The sequence below is a fragment of the Bordetella sp. 2513F2 genome, assembly GCF_054642735.1.
On the sequence record NZ_CM137755.1, the window covers coordinates 3068157 to 3091311 of the forward strand.

Sequence of the window (23155 nt, forward strand, 5' to 3'; positions counted from 1 at the left end):
GGAGCGCTACAAGCAGGCGCTGGTCACCGCGGAAGGGCGCGTGGTGGACCCTTCCCAGCCCCCCCCGGCATCACCACCTCGGAAGGCCAGAGCTACGCGCTGTTCTTCGCGCTCGTGGCCGACGACCGGCAGACGTTCCGGCGCCTGGTGCGCTGGACGGAGGCCAACCTGGCGCAGGGCGACCTGGGCGCGCACCTGCCGGCCTGGCTCTGGGGCCGCGCCCCGGACGGCCAATGGCGGGTGCTGGACGCCAACAGCGCCTCGGATGCCGACCTCTGGATCGCCTACGCCCTGCTGGAAGCCGGCCGCATCTGGGGCGTGCATGGCTACGCGGGCCTGGGCACGCGGCTGGCCCAGCGCATCGCGCGCGACGAAGTGCAGGACATCCCCGGACTGGGCCCCATGCTGCTGCCCGGCAAGACCGGTTTCGTCGACACGCGGGCGCAGCGCTGGCGCCTCAACCCCAGCTATGTTCCGCTGCAGATCCTGGCGCGCCTGTCGGCGCTTGCGGGCCCCTGGCGCGCCATGGCCGACGGCACGCTGCGCATGCTGGAAGAGGCCGCGCCGCACGGTTACGCGCCCGACTGGGTGGCCTGGCAGGCGGGCCAGGGCTGGCAACCGGATCCGCAGCACGGCAGCCTGGGCGACTACGATGCCATCCGCGTCTACCTGTGGGCCGGCATGCTGGCCGACGACGCGCCGCAGAAGGCGCGCCTGCTGGCCCATTATGCCCCGATGGCGCGCGCCACCGCCGAACGCGGCACGCCGCCCGAAGCCGCCGACGCCGCCACGGGGCGGCTGCAGGGCAGCGGGCCGGCGGGTTTCTCCGCCGCCCTGCTGCCCCTGCTGGCCGGCCAGCCCGGCCATGCCGCGCAGCGCCGGCGGCTGCAAGAGGCGCCCCCCGCAGCGGATGCCTATTACGGCCAGTCGCTGGCCCTGTTCGGCCAGGGCTGGGATGATGGACGCTATCGCTTCGACCGGGAGGGCCGGCTCGTTCCGGCGGCATCGGCATGCGCAAACTGACCCGCTCCGCACTGATCGCCTGCGCCGCGCTCTGGTGCGGCGGCCTGGCCGCGCAGCCCGCCGGGGTCGAACCCAGGGCCTGGCTGCTGCAGCAGATCCGCCTGGGCGAAGCGCTGCACCGCGACGACCTCGTCAACGACTCGCTGGCCCGCCTCTATCGCATCTCGCCCAACGATCCGCGCGGTCTCGCGGCAGAACTGCGCATGGCCATCCGGCTGAACGACACCGCGCGCGCGGGCCGGCTGGTGCAGCAGATCCGTGGCGGCGCGCCGGATCCCCAGACGCTGCGCGAAGTCCAGATGCTGGAAAGGCTCTCCCAGCCCGACGGGCGCCGCGCCTTGCAGCAGGCCCGGCTGTACGCCACGGCGGGACGCCTGGACGAGGCGCGCAAGGCCTTCGACGACCTGCTCCAGGGCGTCTTCCCCTCGTTCGACCTGGCGCTGGAATACTGGCAGCTGCGCGCGCGCATGCCCGACAGCCGCGAGGAGGCCCTGCAGCGGCTGCAGGCCCTGGACCGCGAATACCCGGGCAGCGTGCCGCTGCGCCAGACGCTCGCCAACCTGCTCTTCGGCGCAGGCCGCAACGACGAAGCGCTGGCCGTGCTGCGCAGCCTGGCCAAGGACCCGGCCGCCCGCCAGGCCACGGCCCAGCGCGAATACGATTTCCTGATGCGCCAGCCCGGCACCCGCCAGACGCTGGAACGCTGGGAGAGCTTCCGGCTGCTCTACGACGGCACGACCGTGGCAGCTTCGGCCCGCAAGCATGTGCAGGATCTGCGGGCGCTGCTGGACGACCCGGCCTGGCAGGCGGGCCAGCAGGGCCTGGCCCTGCTGGAGGGCGGGCGCCACGGGCAGGCCGCGGCCACCCTGCGCCAGGCCGTGAACCGCTATCCCGACGACGCCGAGCTGCAGGGCTCTCTGGGCCTGGCCTACATGCGGGCAGGCCAGCGCGAGGCCGCCGCGCGCCATTTCGATGCCGCGGTCAGGCTCAGCGCCGGCGGCCGCGGCAACGCCAAATGGGTGGCGCTGGCCAACAGCAACCGCTACTGGCTGGTGCTGGGCCAGGCCGACGATGCGCTGGAAGCCGGCCGGCTCGACCGCGCCGCCTCGCTCTACCAGCAGGCGCATCGCATGGAGCCGGGCAATGCCCATGCGCTGGTCGGGCTCGGGCACATCGCCATCGAGCGCAAGGACGAGGCCGCCGCCGAACGCTACTACCTGCAGGCGCGCCGCCTCGACCGCAACAACGCCAGCGCGCTGCGCGGCCTGGTGCGCATCTACCAGAACCAGTCCGACGACAAGGCCCTGGCCTACATCCGCAGCCTGCCTGCCGCCGAGCAGCGGCGGTTCGCCGATGTCGTGCACGGCATCGAGCTCGAGCGCCTCCAGGCCCAGGCCGAGGCCGCACGGCAGGCCGGCGACTGGCCCCGTGCGGCCAGCCTGCTGGAACAGGTGCAGCGCGAACGGCCCGACGACCCCTGGCTGGCCTACCGCCTGGCCGGCGCCTGGCAGGAGCAGGGCCGGCCCGACCGTGCCGACGCCGCCTTCGCCGGCGTGCTGGCGCGCCGCGGCGCCGAGCCGCAGGTGCGCTATGCCCATGCCCTGTTCCTCTCCTCGCGCGACCAGCTCGCCCAGGCGCGCGACAGCCTGGCCCGGGTGCCGCGCGGCCAATGGACGGACGACATGCAGACGCTGGACGCGCGGCTCGGCCGCCGGCAGGTCATGGCGCAGGCCACGCGGCTGCGCGATGCCGGCCGGGAAGACGAGGCCATCGCCTATCTGCGCGGGCTGCCGCCCGACGACGACATCGACCTGGCGCTGGCGGAATGGGCGGCGGCGCGCGATGACCATGCGGAGGCGCTGCGCCGCTACGAGGCCGTGCTGGCGCGCAGCCCGGACAACCGCAGTGCGGCCCTGGGCCGCATCGAGACCTGGCTGGACGCCGGCCAGACGGCGCGCGCGCGCCAGGCGCTGCAGACGGCGCCGCCCCGGCTGCAGGACGACGACGTCAACGGCCACCGGCGCCTGGCCAACGCCTGGGCCGCCGCGGGCGACACCGCCCAGGCCCAGCGCATCATGACGGCGCTGCTGGCGCGCCAGAGCGGCCCGGACGCCCTGCTCTACCGCGATGCCGCGCGCCTGCAGCGCCGCGACGCGCCGCAGCAGGCGCTGGACCTCTACGCACGCGCCATGCAGGACGCCGGGCTGCTCGCGCCCTCCCAGGTGCAGCCCCGCGACGACGTGGCCTATACCCGCGCCATGCAGCCCGACGATGCCGACGACTGGCTGCGGCGCAGCCTGCGCAGCGATGCCGACGCGCTGTACCGCCGGCAGACCCCCACCCTCACGCTGCAGCACGACTTCGCGTGGCGCAACGACGGCAGCCCGGGCTTCTCGCGCGTGCACAACCACACCACCATGCTGCACGCCGACCTGCCGCTGGCCGGCGGCCAGGCCTTCGTGCGCGCCGAGCAGGTGTTCCTGGATGCCGGCACCTTCGAGACCGACGCCGCCGGCCGGCACCGCGAATCCTTCGGCTATTGCGCGGCCGTGCGCGACGGCTGCGGCAGCGACCTGCGCCAGCGCGCCCACGGCACCGGCCTGGCGGTGGGCTGGCGCGACGATACCTGGGCGATGGACATCGGCACCTCGCCGCTGGGCTTCGAGCGCACAAACATACTGGGCGGCATCACCTACGACGGCGACTGGGGGCCCGTGGGCTGGTCGCTCACCGCATCGCGGCGCCCGCTCACCAATTCGCTGCTGTCGTATGCGGGCGCCGTCGATCCGGTCACGGGCAAGACCTGGGGCGGCGTCACGGCCAACGGCTTCACGCTGGGGCTGAGCTGGGACCGCGGCGGCCCCAACGGCGTGTGGGCCAACCTGGGCTACCACTGGCTGCGCGGCCACAACGTGGCAGACAACACGCGCGCGCGCCTCATGGCCGGCTACTACCGCAAGCTGATCAACCGCGCCAACGAGCGGCTCACGATCGGCGTCAACAGCATGCTGTGGCACTACGACAAGGACCTGGGCGACTACACCTACGGACAGGGCGGCTACTACAGCCCGCAGCGCTACTTCTCGCTGTCCCTGCCGGTGGGCTATGCGCGGCGCGGCCAGAACTGGTCGTTCGCGGTGCGGGGCTCGGTGGGCTGGTCGACCTCGCGCACCGACAGCAGCCGCGCCTATCCGCTCGGAGACCCGGCGGCCCTGGCCGGCATCGTGCCCGCGTCGGCGCTGAATCCCAACGCCACGCTGTCCCATGGCCCGGGCAGCGGCAGCGGCGTGGGCTACAGCGCCAGCGCCTTCGTCGAGCGCCGCGTGTCGAACCACCTGGTGCTGGGCGCGGGTTTCGACATCCAGAAGTCCGAAGACTACACGCCCAGCCGCGCCATGCTGTACCTGCGCTACAGCCTGGCGCCATGGCGCGGCCCGCTGCCCATGGGGCCCGAGCCCCTCACGCCGTACGGCGAGTTCCGCTAGGCGGGCTCACTCCAGCCGGAACGACCGCGTCTGCACCTCGCGCGCATCGAGGCCCACCTGCACGCGGAACTCGCCGGGTTCCACCACCCGCTGCACCCCGGCATCGTAGAAGGCCAGGTCGTCGCGGCGGATGGGAAACTCCACGCGCCGCGACTCGCCCGGCTGCAGCATCACCTTGCGGAAGCCGCGCAGCAACTGCACGGGCTGGCTCACGGAGGCCGTCACGTCGCGCAGGTAGAGCTGCACCACGGTCGCCCCCGCGCGCGCGCCCTGGTTGGACACCGTCACGCCGGCCGTGAGCGTCTCGTCGCCGCGCATCGTCGGCTGCGACAGCGTGAAATCGGTGAGCGCGAAGCGGGTGTAGCTCAGGCCGTAGCCGAACGGGAACAGCGGGCCGAAATCCACGTCGTAGTAGCGCGAGGTGTACTTGTCGGGATGGTCAGGATCGAATGGCCGGCCGGTATTGAGCTGGCTGTAGTACACCGGGATCTGGCCCACCGCCCGCGGGAAGCTCATGGGCAGCTTGCCCGAGGGGTTGTGGTCGCCGAACAGCACGTCGGCGATGGCGTTGCCGCCCTCGGTGCCGGGAAACCATGCCTCCAGCAGAGCGTCGGCATGCTCGGCTTCCCACTCGAGCGTGAGCGGCCGGCCGTTCATCAGCACCACCACCAGGGGCTTGCCGGAGGCCTTGAGCGCGCGCAGCAGGCGCCGCTGGCTCTCGGGTATGCGGATGTCGGTGCGGCTCGAGGCCTCGTGCGCCATGCCCTGCGCCTCGCCCACCACGGCCACCACCACGTCGGCCTGGCCTGCGGCGTCCAGCGCGTCCTGGATCATGGCCTGGGGCGACGCGCGCGTGATTTCCACGTCCTCGGCATAGAGATTGAGGAACGCCTGCTCCTCCGGATCGTCGGTGACGTTGGCGCCCTTGGCGTAGAGGATGCGCGCCTGGCCGCCCGCGGCGGCAACCAGCCCGTCGTACACCGTGACGGCCTGCCGTGCCTTGCCCGCCGCCGACCAGCTGCCCATGACGTCGCGCTGGCTGCGCGCCAGCGGGCCCACCACGGCAATGGTGCCGCGGCGCGCCAGGGGCAGCGTGGCGCCGGCGTTCTTGAGCAGCACCAGGCTGTCCCGCGCCACCTCGCGCGCCGCCTTGCGATGCAGGCGGCTCTCGGCGTCGGTGTCGGCGGGATCGTCGCGGGCCTGGCCCACGCGCAGGTAGGGATCGCCGAACAGTCCCATGTCGTACTTGGCTTCCAGCACCCGCCGCACGGCCGCATCGACCCGCGCCATGGGCACCAGCCCGTCATGCACCAGCCCGGCGAGCTCGGCGCCGAAGATGGCGTCGTTCATGCTCATGTCCACGCCCGACTGGATGGCCACCCGGGCGGCGTCGCGCGCATCCGACGCCACGCCGTGGCGCACCAGCTCGCCGATGGCGCCGTGGTCGCTGATGACCAGGCCCTCGAACCCCCACTGGCGCCGCAGCACGTCCTCGAGCAGCCAGCGGTTGGCCGTGGCGGGCACGCCATTGACGGTGCTCAGCGACACCATCACGGCGCCGGCCCCCGCGTCCACCCCCGCCTTGTAGGGCGGCAGGTAGTCCTGGAACATGCGCTGCGGGCTCATGTCCACCGTGTTGTACTCGCGCCCGCCCTCCACCGCGCCATACAGCGCGTAGTGCTTGACGGTTGCCGTGATGTTCCCGCTGCCGTCGCGCCCCTGCCCCTGGAAGCCGCGCACCATGGCCGCCCCCATCTGCGCCGTGAGATAGGTGTCCTCGCCGAAGCCCTCGGACACCCGCCCCCAGCGCGGGTCGCGGGAAACGTCGACCATGGGGGCGAAGGTCATGTCCAGGCCGTCGGCGCTGGCTTCGCGCGCGGCCACGCGGGCGCTGCGCTCGACGGCGTCGAGGTCCCAGGAAGAGGCGAGCCCCAGGCTGATGGGAAACACCGTGCGGTGGCCGTGCGCCACGTCGTAGGCGAAGAACAGGGGGATCTTCAGCCGGCTTGCCAGCGCCGCGTCCTGCAGGCCGCGTATGTCGGGCCGCACCACGGTATTGAAGATGCCGCCCACCCGTCCCTGGCCCGCCTCGCGCAGCACCTTCTCGCGCGGGAAGTCCCCGCCGCCCCAGGTGATACTGATGAGGCGCAGCTGGCCGATCTTCTCGTCCAGCGTCATGCGGGCCATCAGCCCGTCGATGAAGGTCTTGCGCGCCTGGGCCGGCAACTGTGCTGCGCCTGCCGTTGCCTCCGCCGCGACAGCCCCCGCTGCCGTGGCGGCCCCGGCCACGGCCGGCGCTGCCGACATCACTCCCAACAGGCACGTGAGCGCCCACCGCCGGATTCCCGCCATCGTTCTTCTCCCCTTGCTGATGCGCCGGAATCCCCATGCCGGCACGACACACGAAACCGCGACGCTACCACGACATCGGCGGCGGCGGAAAATGCGCGCCGGCGGCCGCAGCACAAAGCAGACAGACACAAAAAAGCGGCTTTCGCATGACGAAAGCCGCTTCGGGTAGATTCCGGCGGCATGGCCGCCGGACATCGAAATAATGGCGCGCCCGGCAGGATTCGAACCCACGACCCCTTGGTTCGTAGCCAAGTACTCTATCCAACTGAGCTACGGGCGCTTTGTAAAGAGGCAGAATTATATCGATGGTTTTCGCGCTTGTCCAACGCCATCCCAGCCCAGGCAGCGTCGGGCGGGGATGGCGGCAGGCCCGCCCATCACGCCCTCCTGCAGCGCCGACGGGCCGCGGGATCCGGCCCTTTCACAAAGCGCGGGCTCGCCTTACCATCATCCGGGCGAGGCTGCCGCTGCCGGCGGCCCCACGATCCAGGAAGGAGTCCAACGTGCCCGCGCCGTACAGCAAGCCTCCCGGAAAGCCCACGGGGTCGCTCCCGCCCCTGCCCTCGATCCCTCCCGGCCGCACCTGGCTGGTCTTCCTGCTGCTGCTGCTCTTCAACTACCTGGTCGTAAGCTATTTCATGCCGGGCACGAGCGCGCCGGCGCCGATCTCGTACACGCTGTTCCGCGCGGAACTGGCCAAGGACAACGTCGTGGCCATCCACACGCAGGGGCAGACCATCGAGGGTGAATTCAAGGCCGCCATAGACTGGACGCCACCCCAGGCGCAGGGCCGGCAGGCCGAGCCGCGCAAGGTGCAGCACTTCACCACCATCCTGCCCAGCTTCGTGGATCCGGGCCTCGAATCCGAACTCATCCGCCGCGGCGTGGACATCCGCGCCACGCCGATCCAGCAGGGCACCAGCATGCTCACGCTGCTGCTCTGGAGCTTCGGCCCCACTCTGCTCATCATCGCCCTGTATGTGTGGCTGTTCCGCCGCGCCATGAAACAGGGCGGCGGCATGCTGGGTGGCCTGGGCGGCATAGGCAAGAGCCGCGCCAAGCGCTTCGACAAGGAAACCGACACCCGGGTCAGCTTCGAGGACGTGGCCGGCATCGAGGAGGCCGAGCAGGAGCTGGTGGAGATCGTCGATTTCCTGAAGGATCCCGGCAAGTACACGCGGCTGGGCGGCTCGGCGCCCAAGGGCGTGCTGCTGGTGGGCGCGCCGGGCACCGGCAAGACGCTGCTGGCCCGGGCCGTGGCCGGGGAAGCCGGGGTGCCCTTCTTCTCGATGAGCGGCTCGGAATTCGTGGAGATGATCGTGGGCGTGGGGGCCGCGCGCGTGCGCGACCTCTTCGCCGAGGCGCGCAAGAACGCGCCGGCCATCATCTTCATCGACGAGATCGACTCCATCGGGCGCGCGCGGGGCCAGGCCGCGCTCGGGGGGTCCAGCGAGCAGGAGCAGACGCTCAACCAGATACTGACGGAGATGGACGGCTTTTCAAGCCGCGAAGGCGTCATCGTGCTGGCGGCCACCAACCAGCCGGACGTGCTCGACAAGGCGCTGCTGCGGCCCGGCCGCTTCGACCGCCGCGTGGTGGTGAACCTGCCCGACAAGGCCGGCCGCGAGGCCATCCTGAAGGTGCACACGCGCAAGGTGCCCCTGGATGACGACGTGGATCTCGCCGGGATAGCGCAGACCACCCCGGGCCTGTCGGGCGCGGACATCCGCAACCTCGTCAACGAGGCGGCGCTGCTCGCTGCCCGGCGCGACCAGGAGCGCGTGCGCCACAAAGATTTCATCGACGCGCTGGAGAAGATCGTGCTGGGCCCGGCGCGGCCCATCATCCTGAGCGATGCCGACCGCGAGCGCATCGCCTACCACGAAGGCGGCCACGCCATCCTCGGCCTGGTCGTGCCGGGCGCCGACCCTGTCCATCGGGTCACCATCGTGCCGCGCGGCCAGGCGCTGGGCGTCACCTACCAGCGCCCCGAGACCGACCGCTACAACTATCCCGAAGCCTACCTGCGGGCCAAGATCATCGGCATGCTGGGCGGGCGGGCGGCGGAGGAAGTGGTCTATGGCACCCGCACCACGGGCGCCGAAAGCGACATCGAGCAGGCCACGCAGATCGCGCGCCAGATGGTCACGCGCTGGGGCATGAGCGACGCCCTGGGCATGGTGCAGCTGGCCCCCAGGCAGAATGCCTGGGTGGGCATGCCGGGTCTGGGCGCCAGCAAGCCGTACAGCGACGAAACCGCACGCCTCATCGATGCCGAGGTCTCCCGCATCATCAACGAATGCCACGAAGAAGCCCAGCAGCTGCTGCGCGAACGCCGGCGCGAACTCGACGCCCTGGTCGCGGCCCTGATGCAGCGCGAATCGCTGGACGAGCAGGAAATCCTCGAGGTAACGGGCCTGCCGCCGGCCCCGCCCCTGCCCGACCGGCCGGTGGGCCGCAACGACGGGGCGGCGGACGGAAGCCGCAGTTCATGACAACCGCAGTTCATGACACCGCAGTTCATGACACCGCGGCACGACGCATAAAGCAAAACGCCACCCGAAGGTGGCGTTTTCCCGAAGCTTGGCGCGCCCGGCAGGATTCGAACCCACGACCCCTTGGTTCGTAGCCAAGTACTCTATCCAACTGAGCTACGGGCGCTAAAGAAGAAAGAGTATAGCAGGATTTGCCAAGGCCGTGTCAAACAGCGCACAGGCCGGCCGTCCCACGGGATGGCCGGCCGGCCCCGCTACGACTTCACGGCGTACAGGTAGACCTCCACGCGGCGGTTGGCGGCCCGGCCTTCGGCCGTGGCGTTGTCGGCGATCGGGTCGCGCGCGGCGCGGCCCTCGATCGACATGCGCGATGGCGCCACCACCCCATCCTTGGCCAGGTAGGTCGTGACGGCGCTGGCGCGCTGTTCCGAGAGTTTCTGGTTGAGCGCGTCGGAACCCGTGCTGTCGGTATGGCCCACCGCCTTCAGGCGCAGCTCGGGATGCTGGCTGAGGGCACGGCCGACGCTGTCGAGCACCGGCAGCAGGGCCGGCTTGAGCACGGCCTTGCCGGTGTCGAACGACACGTTGCTGGGGATGTTCACCTTGAGGCTGCCGTCGGGCATCTCGACCACGTCGATGCCCAGCGACGAGGCGCCCGACTTCTCGACGTCGCCCTTGATGGCGGACCAGTTGTAGCCGACCAGGCCGCCGGCGACGGCGCCGATGCCCGCGCCGATGGCCGCGCCCCTGCCGTCCCCAAAGATTGCGCCCAGACCCGCGCCCAGGCCCGCGCCAGCGCCGGCGCCGACCGCGGTATTGGTCTGTTGCTGGGTGGCGCAGCCGGCGGCGAACGCCATCATGGTGCCGATCACGGCGACCCGCAGGGATGTTCTTGTTGCTTCTTTCATCTGGATTCTCCTGACTTGGGTAGGGCGGCGGCATGCTGCCGCCCCGGAGCTGCCGGCAACTGCCCTGCCGACGCGCAACATCCTAAGCAGGCAGCAACCCGTCACTGCTACTGTTTGTAGCCAATTTGTAGCCAAACACAGGAAAACCCGCGACGCATCATTCCGCTGCCGCGGGCCGGGCGCATCGGTGCGCCCGGCGCCACGCGCGCGCTCAGTCGAGCGTGGGATAGTCGGTGTAGCCGTGCTCGCCGCCGCCGTAGAAGGTGGCCTGGTCGGCGGGGTTCAGCGGTGCGTGCTCGCGCAGGCGGCGCACCAGGTCGGGATTGGAGATGAACGGCTTGCCGAAGGCCACGAGATCGGCGCGGCCGCTGGCCACGGCTTCTGCGGCCATGGCGCCGTCGTAACCATTGTTCACCATCCAGGCGCCCTTGCCGCCGGCCTCGTGGTAGGCGGCCTTCAAGGCAGCGTAGTCGAACGGCGCCGGCCCCTGCTGGTAGTCGCGCGGGCCGCCGGTGGCGCCCTCGATCACGTGCACGTACGCCAGGTCGTGAGCGGCCAGTTTCTGCACCACGTGGGTGAAGAGCGGCTGGGGCGAGTCGTCCTGCGCGTCATTGGCAGGCGTGACCGGCGAGATCCGGATGCCGGTGCGGTCCGCGCCGATCTCGGCCACGATGGCGTCCAGCACCTCGCCCAGCAGCCGTGCGCGGTTCTCGATGGTGCCGCCATAGGCGTCGGTGCGCTGGTTCGAGCCGCTGCGCAGGAACTGGTCGATCAGGTAGCCGTTGGCAGCATGCAGCTCCACCCCGTCGAACCCGGCCTCGATGGCGGCGCGCGCGGCCTTGCGGTAGTCCTGCACGATGCCGGGCAGCTCTTCCAGCGCCAGGGCGCGGGGTTCGGAAGTCTCGGCGAAGCTGCCGGTGCCGTCGGGATTGACGAGGTAGGTCTTGGCCTTGGCGCGGATGGCCGAGGGCGCCACCGGGGCGCCGCCGTCCGGCTGCAGCGAAGTATGCGAGATGCGGCCCACGTGCCACAGCTGCACCACCACGCGCCCGCCCGCGGCATGCACCGCCTCGGTCACGCGCTTCCAGCCCGTGATCTGCTCGGGCGCATACAGGCCGGGCACGTCGGCATAGCCCTGGCCCTGGTGCGAGATGGCCGTGGCCTCCGTGATCAGCAGGCCGGCCGTGGCGCGCTGGGCGTAGTAGGTGGCGGTGATGGGCTGGGGCACGGCACGCGGCGAGCGGTTGCGCGTCAGCGGCGCCATGACGATGCGGTTGGGCAGCGCCAGGGCACCGACGGTGAGGGGATCGAAAAGCGTGGGCATGGGTTCCTCGGATGAAGAGCGCCCGGCACAGCGGCGCGGACGCGGATTACAGCTCTCGGGACAAGTGCTTCAGGAAAGCCGCGATGAGGTCTTCGTCGCGGCGGTAGAAAACCCACTGCCCCACCCGCCGGGCGGACACCAGCCCGGCCCGCTGCAGGATGGCCAGATGGGTGGACACCGTGGACTGCGACAGGCCGCAGCGTTCGAACATGCCGGCGCACACGCCGAGTTCGAGCGGATGCTGCTGCCCGGCGAAATGCTGCTCGGGCTCGCGCAGCCAGTTCAGCATCTCGCGCCGAACCGGATGGGCGAGCGCCTTGTGGATGGCGTCGGTGTCCATGGCGGATGAGGAGGAGGGTGTCGCCCCGTATATCGGGATTTCCCGAAGTTTATATCGCTAAAATTCGATATACAACCCGCAGCATGCCGGTAGTACCATCAGCCGTGCCGCACGGGGCACAGGCTCTTCCCTAGCATCTTTCCGGAGTACGCACTTGAAATACCGCAAACTAGGCCGCACCGACCTGGAAGTCAGCCTGATCGGGCTGGGCACCATGACGTGGGGCGAGCAGAACACCGAGGCCGAGGCGCACGAGCAGCTCGACTACGCGCTGGCGCAGGGCGTCAACCTGGTGGACGCCGCCGAGATGTATCCGGTGCCGCCCAAGCCGGAAACCCAGGGCCTCACCGAACGCTACATCGGCACCTGGCTGGCCCGCACGGGCCGGCGCCACGAGATCGTGCTGGCCAGCAAGGTGGCCGGCCCGGTGCGCGATCCCAAGCGGCCCGGCCACATCCGCGACGGCAAGACCTTCCTCGACCGCAAGAACCTCACCGAGGCGCTGGACGCCAGCCTGAAGCGGCTGCAGACCGACTATCTCGATCTCTACCAGCTGCATTGGCCCGACCGCACCACCGCCACCTTCGGCAAGCTGGAATATCCCTGGGTCGAGGATGCGCACACCGTGCCCATCGAGGAAACGCTGGCCGTGCTGCAGGATTTCGTCCGCGCCGGCAAGGTGCGCCATGTGGGCGTGTCCAATGAAACCCCATGGGGCGTGGCGCAGTTCCTGAAGGCGTCGGAAAACCTGGGCCTGCCGCGCATCGCCACCATCCAGAATCCGTACAGCCTGCTCAACCGGGTGTTCGAGATCGGCCTGTCCGAATTCACGCACCACGAACAGGTGGGGCTGCTGGCGTATTCGCCGCTGGCCATGGGCGTGCTGTCGGGCAAGTACCTGGACGGCGCGCGCCCGGAAAAAGCGCGGCTCACGCTCTACACGCGCTTCGATCGCTACAGCAGTCCGCAGACCGAGGCCGCCACGCAGGCGTACGTGGCCCTGGCGCGCCAGCATGGCCTCTCGCCCGCCCAGCTGGCCCTGGCGTGGGTCAACCAGCGCCCGTTCGTCACCAGCAACCTGATCGGCGCAACCACCATCGCGCAGCTCAAGGAAAACATCGAGAGCGTGGACGTCACGCTTTCCGATGAAGTGCTGGCCGGCATCGAGGCCATCCACAAGCGCCATCCCAACCCTGCGCCCTGATTGCGGCCGGCCCTGCGGCGGCGCATCGCGCGCCCGCCGCAGGCATCAGCGCAGCGCCCAGACGATGGCTGCCGTGAGGCCCAGCACCGCCACGCAGCCCAGCAGCACGTCTCGGCCCATGTGGGCCAGGCCGGGACGGGCCTGCGCCAGCACTTCGCGGCCGCCGGCGTCGGGCGCGTCCTGCGCGCCCAGCCTGCGCATCCAGGCCCAGGTGCACAGGCCGGTGGCCACGAACAGCACGCCGCCCAGGATCGTGAAATGCACCGGCAGCGCGCCGGACTCGTAGAGGACGAACGCCACCGCGCTCAACGCGTGGCCGCACGCCAGGCCGCGCAAGGCGGCGCCGGGCCCCAGGCGCGCCACCCAGAGGCCCATCAGGAAGGTGGCCACCAGCGGCGAGGCCACGAAGGCGAACACCTGCTGCAGGTAGCCCCAGAGCCCCGAAAAATGCTGGATCATGGGCGCCCATGCTGCCGCCGCCACGGCGATCAGCAGCGTTGCGGCACGTCCCGTCCAGGCCAGTGCGCGCGGCGACATCGCGGGCCGCCACGGCTGCACGAAATCCAGCGTGATCAGCGTGGCCGCCGAATTCAGCGTGGCCGACACCGTGGACATCAGGGCCGCCATCAGGCCGGCCAGGATCAGGCCGCGCACGCCCACCGGCGCGAAGGTGGAGACCATCGCCGGGAACACCTGGTCGGGATGTTCCAGGCCGGGCAGCAGCACAGTCGCCATGGCGCCGGGCAGCGTCATCAGGAAGATCGGCAGCAGCTTCAGCATGGCGGCAATGATGGCCGCCCGGCTGGCCGCCGTGACGTCGCGCGCGCCGAGCACCCGCTGGACCACGTACTGGTTCATGGTCCAGTAATAGAAGCCCACGATGGGCAGCCCGGTGAGCAGGCCCAGCCACGGCACGCCCGGATCATCCAGCGGACGTATCAGCGACAGCCTGTCGGGATCGACCTGCGCGGTGACCTGCGCCCAGCTGTAGTCGAACTTGCCGAACACGATGACGGACAGGCAGGCCGCGCCGCCCAGCAGCACCAGCGCCTGCATCACGTCCGTGTACACCACCGCGCGCAGGCCGCCGCTGGCGGTATAGAGCGCGGTGAAGAGCGCGATGATGGCGCACACTTCCGCCAGCGTGAAGCCCGGCAGGAAGGCCGACACCACCAGGCCGCCCGCATACAGGGTGCCGGCTGTGTCAAGCACGATGGACAGGAACAGCGTGATCACCGACAGGTACTTGCGCAGCCGGCCGTCGAAACGCCGCTCCATGAGCTCCGGCATGGTGGCCACGCGCGTGCGCATGAGCACCGGCAGCACGAAGATGGCCGTGAAGACCAGCACCACCCCGGCCATCCACTCGTAGTTGGCCGCCGAGATGCCATGGCGATAGGCTGCGCCCGGCAGGCCCACCAGGGTATCGGAAGAAATGTTGGAAGCGAACAGCGAGAACCCCACCGCCAGCGGCCCGAGGCTGCGCCCGGCCAGGAAGAGGTCGTCCGAGGAGGCGCGCCGCCGCGTCGCCGCGAATCCGATCAGCGCCGTCAGGCCGAAGTATCCCGCAATGATCCAGTAGTCCAGGTGGGTGACGTGCGCCGTCATCCCTGCGCCGCTCCCGGCAGGCGTGCGAAGAGCCGGCGCCCGGCGCCGCGGGTGCGGCCGATCCCGGGTTCCTGCGCGCAGCGGATGGCTTCCTGCGTGGCGGCTTGCTGCATGGCGATACACTCCCCCTGACATTGCGTTGGTCGTGACGCAAGCCGGCAGGCAGCGCGCAAGGGCTGGCGGGCTCGAGCCCTCCTCTCCGGCGTAGCGGTCATGCCGCATGATAAACCCAGGAAATCGGCCCTCATCCCACCATGCGCGACAAGCCCCCCGCCTCATCCGCCTCCCGGCGCAGCCGCGGCGGCGTGACGCTCACCGACGTCGCGCGCCAGGCGGGAGTCTCCGTGATGACCGCCTCGCGCGCGCTCAACCAGCCGCAGCTCGTATCCGACGACACCCGGCGCCTGGTGCTCGAAGCGGTGGCGCGCAGCGGCTACGTGCCCAACCTCCATGCAGCCGGCCTGCGCGCGCAGCGCACGCGCATGATTGCGCTGATGGTGCCCTCCATCGCGTCGGGTTCGGCCTTCCTGCTCGCCGTGCACGCCATGACGGAGATGTTCGTCGCCGCCGGCTACCAGGTCATGCTCAGCGAGCGCGGCTACGACCGCTCGCGCGACGACACCGTGCTCGACGCCGTCATCGCCCGGCGGCCCGACGGCATCGTGCTCACGGGGCTGATGCAGGCGCCGCTTGCGCGGCAGCGCCTGCAGGCCTCGGGCATCCCCGTGGTCGAGACCTGGGAAATGACGGACGACCCGATCGACATGCTGGTCGGCTTCTCGCACTACGAAGTGGGCCGCGCCATCGCGCGCTATTTCCATGCAAGCGGCAGGCGCCGCGTGGCCTCCATTGCCGCCACCGAGGCGCGCACCGCGGCGCGCTTCCATGGTTTCGCCGACGAAGCGCGCCGCCTGGGCATTGCCGGCCGCCACCTGCAGGCCGGCACCTCGCTGGTCATGGAGCCGCCCAGCCAGCTGGGCCACGGACGCGCGGGCCTGGCGCGCGCCCTGGAGGGCGATCCGGATGTCGACGCCATCTTCTCCTCCACCGACATGGTGGCGCTCGGCACGTTGATGGAAGCCCAGGTGCGCGGCCTGCGCGTGCCCGACGACCTGGCCGTGATGGGCTTCGGCGATTTCGATTTCGCGTGCAACGTCACCCCGGCGCTGACCACCGTGCGGGTGGATCCGGAAGAAATCGGCAGGCGCACCGCCACGGCGCTGATCGGGCGCATCGAGGGCAAGCCGGCAGGCGACCGCGTCCAGGACGTGGGCTTCGAACTGATCCGGCGCGAGAGCGCCTGAGCCCGTGCCGGGCCAGCCGGCGCCGATTGACTCGACTTCTGCGGTAACGTTAACATCATCGCTGTTAACGTTAACAAACCCAATATTCCTGCCATGCCTGTGCCCCGCCCCGACAGCCCGCGTGCCATCCGCATGCACCCCGACGACAACGTTGCCATCGTGGCCAACCAGGGTGGCCTGGCGGCCGGCGCCGTGCTGCCCGACGGCACGCAGCTGCGCGAGCGCGTGCCCCAGGGCCACAAGGTGGCCCTGGCCGACATCGCCGCAGGCGCCGCGGTGCGACGCTACAACGTGGTCATCGGCCGTGCCGCCCGCGACCTGCCCGCGGGCAGCTGGGTCAACGAGAATGTGCTGGTCATGCCGCCGGCCCGCGGCCTGGACGACCTGCCCATGGCCACCGACGCCCCCGCCCCCCAGCCCCCGCTCGAGGGCTACACCTTCGAGGGCTACCGCAATGCGGATGGCAGCGTGGGCACGCGCAACCTGCTGGCCATCACCACCACCGTGCAATGCGTGGCCGGCGTGGTCGAGCACGCATTGCAGCGCATCCGCGCCGAGCTGCTGCCGCGCTATCCCAACGTCGACGGCGCGGTGGCGCTGGAGCACGGCTACGGCTGCGGCGTGGCCATCGATGCGCCCGATGCCGGCATTCCCATCCGCACGCTGCGCAACATCAGCCGCAATCCGAATTTCGGCGGCGAGGTCATGGTGGTGAGCCTGGGCTGCGAGAAGCTGCAGCCCGAGCGCCTGATGCCGGCCGACGCCATTCCCATCCAGGCCGACGGCTCCATGAGCCCGGGCCTGGACGTGATGCGGCTGCAGGACGAGCAGCACGTCGGCTTCCAGGCCATGGTGGACGCCATCGTCGCCCAGGCCGTGCCCCACCTCGAGCGGCTGAACCGCCGCCGTCGCGTCACCTGTCCGGCCTCCGACCTGGTGGTGGGCGTGCAATGCGGCGGCAGCGACGCCTTCTCCGGCGTCACGGCCAACCCGGCCGTGGGCTTCTGCAGCGACCTGCTGGTGCGCGCCGGCGCCACGGTGATGTTCTCCGAGACCACCGAAGTGCGCGACTGCGTGGCGCAGCTCACGGCCCGCGCCGAGACCCCGCAGGTGGCCGAGGCCATCGTGCGCGAAATGGACTGGTACGACGCCTACCTGCGGCGCGGCCACGCCGACCGCAGCGCCAACACCTCGCCCGGCAACAAGAAGGGCGGCCTCTCGAACATCGTCGAGAAGGCCATGGGCTCGGTGATCAAGTCGGGCTCGTCGGCCATCAACGGCGTGCTCAGCCCGGGCGAGCGGCTGCGCGACCGCGGCATCGAGCGCGGCCTGGTCTACGCGGCCACGCCCGCCAGCGACTTCATCTGCGGCGCCCTGCAATTGGCCGCCGGCATGAACCTGCACATCTTCACGACCGGGCGCGGCACCCCCTACGGGCTGGCCGAGGTGCCCGTGGTCAAGGTGGCCACGCGCACCGACCTGGCGCGCCGCTGGCACGATCTCATGGACGTGAACGCCGGACGCATCGCCGACGGCGAGGCGAGCATCGAGGAACTGGGCTGGGAGCTGTTCCACCTGCTGCTCGACGTGGCGAGCGGACGCAGGCAGACCTGGGCCGAGCGCTGGAAGCTGCACAACGCGCTGGTGCTCTTCAACCCGGGCCCGGTGACCTGAGCGCAGGGGTGTCCCGCAAGCCGCCGGACGGCGTTTGGGTTTACGCTAGGGCCTGTGCAGGCAAACCCCCTGGCGTACCGATCCCATGTACCGCATCCTGGCCGGCGGCCATACGCACGTCTACCCTGATCTCGCCACGCTGCTGGCGCGGGCCACGCCCCTGCGCAGCGGCGACGTGCTGGCCGGCATCGCTGCCGCGTCGGCCGAGGCGCGCGTGGCGGCCCAGCATGCCTTGGCCGACGTGCCGCTGCGCGATTTCCTGCAGCATCCCGTCGTGCCCTACGAAACCGACGAGGTCACGCGGCTGATCCTCGACACGCACGACGCCGCGGCCTTCGCCCCTGTCGCACACCTCACGGTGGGCGGCCTGCGCGACTGGCTGCTCTCCGACGAGGCCGACACGGCGGCGCTGCAGGCGCTGGCGCCCGGCCTCACGCCCGAGATGGCGGCCGCCGTCAGCAAGCTGATGCGGCTGCAGGATCTGATGCGGGTGGGGGCCAAGTGCAGCGTGGTCACGCGGTTCCGCACCACCGTGGGCCTGCCCGGCCGGCTGTCGGTGCGGCTGCAGCCCAACCACCCCACCGACGACCCGCGCGGCATCGCCGCCAGCATCCTCGACGGCCTGCTGCTGGGCGCGGGCGACGCGCTGATCGGCATCAATCCCGCCTCCGACAGCCCGGCGCGCGCCCACGCGCTGCTCTGCCTGCTGGACGAGATCCGGCAGAAGCTGGGCATTCCCACGCAGAGCTGCGTACTGGCGCACGTCACCACCACGCTGGACCTCATCGGGCGCGGTGCGCCGGTAGACCTGGTGTTCCAGTCCATCGCCGGCACCGAGGCGGCCAACCGCGGCTTCGGCATCTCGCTGGCCCTGCTCGACGAAGCCTGCGCTGCCGCGCGCGCGCTGCAGCGCGGCACGGTGGGCAACGAGGTCATGTACTTCGAGACCGGCCAGGGCAGCGCGCTGTCGGCCGGCGCGCATCATGGCGTGGACCAGCAGACCCTGGAAGCGCGCGCATACGGGGTCGCGCGACGCTACCAGCCTTTCCTGGTCAACACCGTGGTGGGCTTCATCGGCCCGGAATACCTCTACGACGGCAAGCAGATCACCCGTGCCGCGCTCGAAGACCACTTCTGCGGCAAGCTCCTGGGCGTGCCGATGGGCTGCGACGTCTGCCACACCAACCACACCGACGCCGACCAGGACGACATGGACGCGCTGCTCGCGCTGCTGGTCGCCAGCGGCGTGAACTACGTGATGGGCGTGCCCGGCGCAGACGACATCATGCTCGGCTACCAGAGCACCTCGTTCCACGACGCCCTGGCCATGCGCGAACTGCTGGGCCGCGGCGCCGCGCCCGAATTCGAGGCCTGGCTGGATGCGCAGGGCCTGCGCGACCGCCACGGCCGCGTCCGCCCCGCCGCGCTGCCGGGCGACTTCCATGCCCTGCTGCCCGCCGCCTGAGCCCATGAAACCGCCCGTACCCGACCACGCTCCCCAGGACCTCCAGGCCATGTGGCAGACCCTGCGCACGCTCACCGATGCGCGCATCGGGCTGGCGCGCACCGGCGCCTCGCTGGCCACCTCCGCCCTGCTCGACTTCCGCCTGGCCCATGCCCGCGCGCGCGACGCCGTGGCCGCCCGGCTCGATCCGGATGCGCTGGATGCCGCGCTGCGCGAACTGGGCCTGCAGACCTGGCAATGCCGCTCGGCGGCGCCCGATGCGCGCGCCTACCTGCTGCGCCCGGACCTCGGGCGCCGGCTGGACCCGGACGACGCCGCCCGCCTGTCTGCCTGCCGCCCGCCCGCGGACCTCGCGTTCGTGCTGGCCGACGGCCTGTCGGCACGGGCCGTGCAATCGCACGGCCCGGCACTGCTGCGCGTGCTGCTGCCGCAGCTGGCTGCCGCCGGCTGGCGCCTCGCGCCCGCGGCACTGGTGCGCCATGGGCGCGTCGCCATCGGCGACGAGATCGGCCAGCGCCTGGCCGCCCGCTGCGTGGCCGTGCTGATCGGCGAGCGCCCGGGGCTGTCGTCGCCCGACAGCATGAGCGCCTACATCACCTGGGGGCCTCGCGTCGGATGCACCGATGCGCAGCGCAACTGCGTATCCAACATCCGCCCCGCGGGGCTGGCCCCCGTCGACGCCGCCGCCAAGATCCTGTACCTGCTGCAGCGCATGCGCGCCGAAGGCCTGTCTGGCGTGGCGCTGAAAGACGACATGGAACCTGCCCGGCCGCCGGCTGTCAGCCCTTGAGGGCGGCACACGGCCCCGGCGTCTCAGGAGGAATCGACATGGAAAATCGCGCACTCGGCCGCACCGGCCTGTCCATCGGCCCCATCGTGTTCGGCGGCAACGTCTTCGGCTGGACCATCGACGAACGCACCAGCTTCGAGGTGCTCGACGCCTTCGTGCACCATGGCTTCAATGCCATCGACACGGCGGACGTCTATTCCGCCTGGGCACCCGGCAACCGCGGCGGCGAATCCGAGACCATCATCGGCAACTGGCTCCGCGCCCGGCCCGGCATGCGGAACAAGGTGGTGATCTTCACCAAGGTCGGCTCCGACCTGGGGCAGCCCGGCCAGAAGGGGCTGTCGGAAAAGTGGATCATGCAGGCCGTGGAGGGTTCGCTCTCGCGCCTGGGCGTGGAGGCCATCGACCTGTATTTCTCGCACTGGCCGGATCCCGACACGCCCTACGACGAAACCCTGGCTGCCTACGACAAACTGCGCAAGGCCGGCAAGATCAAGGCCATCGGCGCCTCGAACCTCGACGCGGCGCAGCTGGGCGATGCGCTGGACGTCGCCCGGCGCGACGGCCTGCCCCCCTACCAGGTGCTGCAGCCCGAATACAACCTGTACGACCGCGCATCCTACGACGGCGCCCTGCGCGAACTGTGCATGCGCGAAGGCCTGGGCGTGGTCACCTACTACAGCCTGGCATCGGGCTTCCTGTCGGGCAAGTACCGCAGCGAGCGCGACCTCGACAAATCCCGGCGCGGCCAGGGCGTGGGCAAGTACCTCACCCCGCGCGGCATGGCCATACTCAAGGCGCTGGACGAAGTGGCCGCGCGCCACCGCGCCACGCCCGCCGAAGTGGCGCTTGCCTGGCTGATCGCGCGGCCCGGCGTGACGGCGCCCATAGCCAGCGCCACCAGGGTCGGGCACGTGGAGAGCTTCGCCCGCGCCGCGCAGCTCGCGCTGCTGCCCGAAGACATCATCCTGCTCGAGGACACCGCCTGAGCCCGGCCCCCCAGCCCCGCATGCCATGAACACGTCCTTGCGATCCGAAACCCGCGGGAACTTCCCGCACCTGGCCACCATCCCCACCCGCTGGATGGACAACGATGTCTACGGGCACGTCAACAACGTCACCTACTACAGTTATTTCGACACGGCGGTGAACCAGTTCCTGGTCGGGCACGGCGTGCTCGACATCGCGCAGTCCCCCGTCATCGGCCTGGTTGCCGAGACGGGATGCACCTACTTCCAGCCCATCGCCTTTCCGGACGTCGTCGAAGTCGGCCTGCGCGTGGCGCACCTGGGCAGGTCCAGCGTGCGCTATGAGATCGCCCTGTTCAGGCAGGGCGATCCTGCCGTGCGGGCGGCCGGCCATTTCGTGCACGTCTACGTGGACCGCGCCACCGGCAGGCCCGTGCCCATGCCCGAGGCGGTGCGGGCGCTGCTGGGCACGATCGCGGTGCCGGCCTGAGGCGCGGGTCAGCGCAGCACGAACCGCCGCACCACCGTGTCCAGCCGCTGTGCCTGGCCCTGCAGCTCGGCGGCATAGGAGGCCAGTTCGCCGATGAATACGCTGCTCTGGCGGGTGACGCCGTCGAGTTCGGCGACCACGGTGCCGGTCTGGCCCACGATGTCGGTCTGCCGCGAGGCCGCGGCAGAGATTTCCTCGATCAGCAGCGTCACGCGGCGCGTCTGGTCCACGATGCCTTCCATTCCGGCCTGGGCGTCCGCCACCCGGCGCAGCCCTGCGTCCACGGTGGCGCTGCTCTCGCCGATGAGCCCGTGGATCTCCTTGGCGGCAGCCGCCACGCGCAGGGCGAGCTGGCGCACTTCGGACGCCACCACGGCGAAACCGCGGCCGTGCTCGCCCGCGCGCGCCGCCTCCACCGACGCATTGAGCGCCAGGATATTGGTCTGGAAGGCAATGCCGTCGATCACCGAGGTCACGTCCGCGATGCGCGCCGACGACTTGGAGATGTCGCCCATCGTCGCCACCATGCCGTGCACGGCGGCACTGCCGGCAGCCGCCGCGGCGCACGCCTCGCGCGCCAGGCTGCTGGCCTGTTCTGCGGTATGGGCCGTGTCCCGGACCATGCGGGTGATTTCGTCCATGGAGGCCACCGTCTGCTGCAGGTCGGCCGCATGCCGGCTGCGCTCGCCCAATGCATGGCTGCCGCCCACGATCTGCACGGTGGCCTGGCCGACCTGGCTGGCGGCGTCGCTGACCTCCTGCAGGGCATCGCGCATCTTGGCGATGGCCTGCTTCAGCGACACGGCCGTGGGCTCGCCCACGGCCACCCGTTCGACGTCCAGGCCGATGGCCGCGCCCCGGTCGATGCGCGCGACGATGCGCAGCAGTTCGTCGGCCTCGGCCGCCGCATGGCGCAGCCGCACGGCCAGGAAGATCTCGATGCCGGTCTGCACCACCACGTAGGCGGCATGCATCACGATCAGCGCCAGGTTCGGCGCGGGCGTGCAGTACACCGCGAAGTTCAGCGCCTGCAGGCGGTCGAATACCACGTGGTGCACGGCGAACAGCGCCGCCGCGAACACCAGCACCCGCCAGTCGCGATAGACCAGCAGCAGGCCGAGCAGCACGAACACGCCGAAGTGGAATTCGATCTGGCCGTGGGCCACCTGGATGTGCAGCGCCACACAGGCCGCGTTGCAGGCCGTCAGGACGTAGGAGGAGAGCCGCGAGCCCCGCGCCAGGAAGAAGGCCGCGCCGCCCGCTCCCACCAGGATCGCCGAGGCGGCCAGTGCCAGGGCCGTCTCGTAATAGAAGCGGCTGATGACGAGCGCGGCCAGTGCGGAAGCGACCAGGGTGCCGAACATGACCAGGTCGGCCAGCCTGGCATTGCGTTCAAGCAGGCCGCCCTGCCGCCGCCCGGGAGAGCGGAACGCGGACGCGACAGGAATACCGGGATGGGGGATGGCAATCGATGTCATGGCGCTCCGCAGGAGGAAGGAGATGTCGTTCGATCCTGGAGACGCCGGCTCTTCGGCTGCTGCCCGGGCCATGCTGTTGCGCACGATGTTCGTCTCCGGCGCCAATTCTGAATCATTTTTGGTCAAGAAGTGACAAGATCGGACAATAAGGGCGGTTCCGTTGCAACACGTCCTCAACAGCCGGCGCCTGCACGGTTTTTTCCGCAGCCAATCGGCCCGTGCCGGCCGGCCACGGGCCGAGTCATTA

At 70.7% G+C, this 23155-nt stretch carries 16 protein-coding genes and 2 tRNA genes; 10 read left to right on the plus strand and 8 right to left on the minus strand.

Annotation, left to right across the window (positions count from 1 at the left end; translation table 11 throughout):
* The first annotated feature begins 114 nt into the window (after positions 1 to 114).
* The gene (bcsZ, locus tag ACYBYQ_RS14545; protein ID WP_459614927.1) at positions 115 to 1023 is read left to right on the plus strand and encodes a cellulose synthase complex periplasmic endoglucanase BcsZ; all 909 of its coding nucleotides are present in this window, start codon (positions 115 to 117) and stop codon (positions 1021 to 1023) included.
* On the plus strand, positions 1011 to 4508 hold the full coding sequence (gene bcsC / locus ACYBYQ_RS14550) for a cellulose synthase complex outer membrane protein BcsC (protein ID WP_459614928.1): 3498 nt from the start codon (positions 1011 to 1013) through the stop codon (positions 4506 to 4508). Before bcsZ ends, bcsC begins: the two co-directional genes overlap by 13 nt.
* 6 nt (positions 4509 to 4514) lie before the next feature.
* Here bcsC and bglX read toward each other — a convergent pair whose 3' ends face one another.
* Entirely contained in the window at positions 4515 to 6860 is a 2346-nt protein-coding gene (gene bglX, locus ACYBYQ_RS14555) for a beta-glucosidase BglX (protein WP_459614929.1), read from the minus strand.
* Between the two features lie 203 nt (positions 6861 to 7063).
* A tRNA-Arg gene (locus ACYBYQ_RS14560) sits at positions 7064 to 7140 on the minus strand.
* Positions 7141 to 7363: 223 nt separating this feature from the next.
* On the opposite strand from ACYBYQ_RS14560, the gene ftsH reads away from it, so the two are divergent.
* Positions 7364 to 9355 (plus strand): ATP-dependent zinc metalloprotease FtsH, encoded by a 1992-nt coding sequence (ftsH, locus tag ACYBYQ_RS14565; RefSeq protein ID WP_459614931.1) that lies wholly within the window; start codon positions 7364 to 7366, stop codon positions 9353 to 9355.
* A gap of 89 nt (positions 9356 to 9444) precedes the next feature.
* On the opposite strand, the gene ACYBYQ_RS14570 is transcribed toward ftsH, so the two are convergent.
* The 4 genes from ACYBYQ_RS14570 to ACYBYQ_RS14585 form a co-directional block, all read right to left on the minus strand.
* Positions 9445 to 9521 (minus strand) — tRNA-Arg (locus tag ACYBYQ_RS14570).
* An 88-nt stretch (positions 9522 to 9609) separates the two neighbouring features.
* Positions 9610 to 10263 (minus strand): YiaD family glycine zipper/OmpA-like lipoprotein, encoded by a 654-nt coding sequence (locus ACYBYQ_RS14575; RefSeq protein WP_459614932.1) that lies wholly within the window; start codon positions 10261 to 10263, stop codon positions 9610 to 9612.
* Between the two features lie 211 nt (positions 10264 to 10474).
* Positions 10475 to 11587: an alkene reductase gene (locus ACYBYQ_RS14580; protein ID WP_459614934.1), complete on the minus strand. Its 1113-nt coding sequence runs from the start codon at positions 11585 to 11587 to the stop codon at positions 10475 to 10477.
* 46 nt (positions 11588 to 11633) lie between these two features.
* On the minus strand, positions 11634 to 11927 hold the full coding sequence (locus tag ACYBYQ_RS14585) for an ArsR/SmtB family transcription factor (RefSeq protein WP_459614936.1): 294 nt from the start codon (positions 11925 to 11927) through the stop codon (positions 11634 to 11636).
* Positions 11928 to 12081: 154 nt separating this feature from the next.
* Between ACYBYQ_RS14585 and ACYBYQ_RS14590 the strand changes: the two genes are divergently transcribed.
* Positions 12082 to 13131, plus strand: coding sequence for an NADP(H)-dependent aldo-keto reductase (locus ACYBYQ_RS14590; protein WP_459614938.1), 1050 nt, complete (start codon positions 12082 to 12084; stop codon positions 13129 to 13131).
* Positions 13132 to 13176: 45 nt separating this feature from the next.
* Here the strand turns inward: ACYBYQ_RS14590 and ACYBYQ_RS14595 are convergent, their stop codons facing one another.
* Positions 13177 to 14739, minus strand: coding sequence for a sodium:solute symporter family transporter (locus tag ACYBYQ_RS14595; protein ID WP_459614940.1), 1563 nt, complete (start codon positions 14737 to 14739; stop codon positions 13177 to 13179).
* Positions 14740 to 14993: 254 nt separating this feature from the next.
* On the opposite strand from ACYBYQ_RS14595, the gene ACYBYQ_RS14600 reads away from it, so the two are divergent.
* From ACYBYQ_RS14600 to ACYBYQ_RS14625, 6 genes are all read left to right on the plus strand, one after another.
* Positions 14994 to 16043, plus strand: coding sequence for a LacI family DNA-binding transcriptional regulator (locus ACYBYQ_RS14600; protein WP_459614941.1), 1050 nt, complete (start codon positions 14994 to 14996; stop codon positions 16041 to 16043).
* Positions 16044 to 16136: 93 nt separating this feature from the next.
* Positions 16137 to 17717: a galactarate dehydratase gene (gene garD / locus ACYBYQ_RS14605; protein ID WP_459614943.1), complete on the plus strand. Its 1581-nt coding sequence runs from the start codon at positions 16137 to 16139 to the stop codon at positions 17715 to 17717.
* An 85-nt stretch (positions 17718 to 17802) separates the two neighbouring features.
* The gene (locus ACYBYQ_RS14610; RefSeq protein ID WP_459614945.1) at positions 17803 to 19182 is read left to right on the plus strand and encodes an ethanolamine ammonia-lyase subunit EutB; all 1380 of its coding nucleotides are present in this window, start codon (positions 17803 to 17805) and stop codon (positions 19180 to 19182) included.
* Positions 19183 to 19186: 4 nt separating this feature from the next.
* A complete protein-coding gene (gene eutC / locus ACYBYQ_RS14615) occupies positions 19187 to 19972 on the plus strand; it encodes an ethanolamine ammonia-lyase subunit EutC (protein WP_459614947.1) in 786 nt (261 codons plus the stop codon).
* Between the two features lie 38 nt (positions 19973 to 20010).
* A complete protein-coding gene (locus ACYBYQ_RS14620) occupies positions 20011 to 20961 on the plus strand; it encodes an aldo/keto reductase (RefSeq protein ID WP_459614948.1) in 951 nt (316 codons plus the stop codon).
* A gap of 25 nt (positions 20962 to 20986) precedes the next feature.
* Entirely contained in the window at positions 20987 to 21430 is a 444-nt protein-coding gene (locus tag ACYBYQ_RS14625; RefSeq protein WP_459614950.1) for an acyl-CoA thioesterase, read from the plus strand.
* 8 nt (positions 21431 to 21438) lie between these two features.
* Here ACYBYQ_RS14625 and ACYBYQ_RS14630 read toward each other — a convergent pair whose 3' ends face one another.
* Positions 21439 to 22908: a methyl-accepting chemotaxis protein gene (locus ACYBYQ_RS14630; RefSeq protein ID WP_459614951.1), complete on the minus strand. Its 1470-nt coding sequence runs from the start codon at positions 22906 to 22908 to the stop codon at positions 21439 to 21441.
* Between the last annotated feature and the right edge of the window lie 247 nt (positions 22909 to 23155).

Excerpts from the sequence above, each read along its gene's own strand:
- ACYBYQ_RS14600 (WP_459614941.1), top strand. The coding sequence starts at position 14,994 with ATGCGCGACAAGCCCCCCGCCTCATCCGCCTCCCGGCGCAGCCGCGGC.
- ACYBYQ_RS14620 (WP_459614948.1), top strand. The coding sequence starts at position 20,011 with ATGGAAAATCGCGCACTCGGCCGCACCGGCCTGTCCATCGGCCCCATC.
- ACYBYQ_RS14625 (WP_459614950.1), top strand. The coding sequence starts at position 20,987 with ATGAACACGTCCTTGCGATCCGAAACCCGCGGGAACTTCCCGCACCTG.
- ACYBYQ_RS14595 (WP_459614940.1), bottom strand. The coding sequence starts at position 14,739 with ATGACGGCGCACGTCACCCACCTGGACTACTGGATCATTGCGGGATAC.
- ACYBYQ_RS14585 (WP_459614936.1), bottom strand. The coding sequence starts at position 11,927 with ATGGACACCGACGCCATCCACAAGGCGCTCGCCCATCCGGTTCGGCGC.
- ACYBYQ_RS14575 (WP_459614932.1), bottom strand. The coding sequence starts at position 10,263 with ATGAAAGAAGCAACAAGAACATCCCTGCGGGTCGCCGTGATCGGCACC.
- ACYBYQ_RS14580 (WP_459614934.1), bottom strand. The coding sequence starts at position 11,587 with ATGCCCACGCTTTTCGATCCCCTCACCGTCGGTGCCCTGGCGCTGCCC.
- ACYBYQ_RS14610 (WP_459614945.1), top strand. The coding sequence starts at position 17,803 with ATGTACCGCATCCTGGCCGGCGGCCATACGCACGTCTACCCTGATCTC.
- ACYBYQ_RS14630 (WP_459614951.1), bottom strand. The coding sequence starts at position 22,908 with ATGACATCGATTGCCATCCCCCATCCCGGTATTCCTGTCGCGTCCGCG.
- eutC (WP_459614947.1), top strand. The coding sequence starts at position 19,187 with ATGAAACCGCCCGTACCCGACCACGCTCCCCAGGACCTCCAGGCCATG.
- bglX (WP_459614929.1), bottom strand. The coding sequence starts at position 6,860 with ATGGCGGGAATCCGGCGGTGGGCGCTCACGTGCCTGTTGGGAGTGATG.
- garD (WP_459614943.1), top strand. The coding sequence starts at position 16,137 with ATGCCTGTGCCCCGCCCCGACAGCCCGCGTGCCATCCGCATGCACCCC.
- bcsC (WP_459614928.1), top strand. The coding sequence starts at position 1,011 with ATGCGCAAACTGACCCGCTCCGCACTGATCGCCTGCGCCGCGCTCTGG.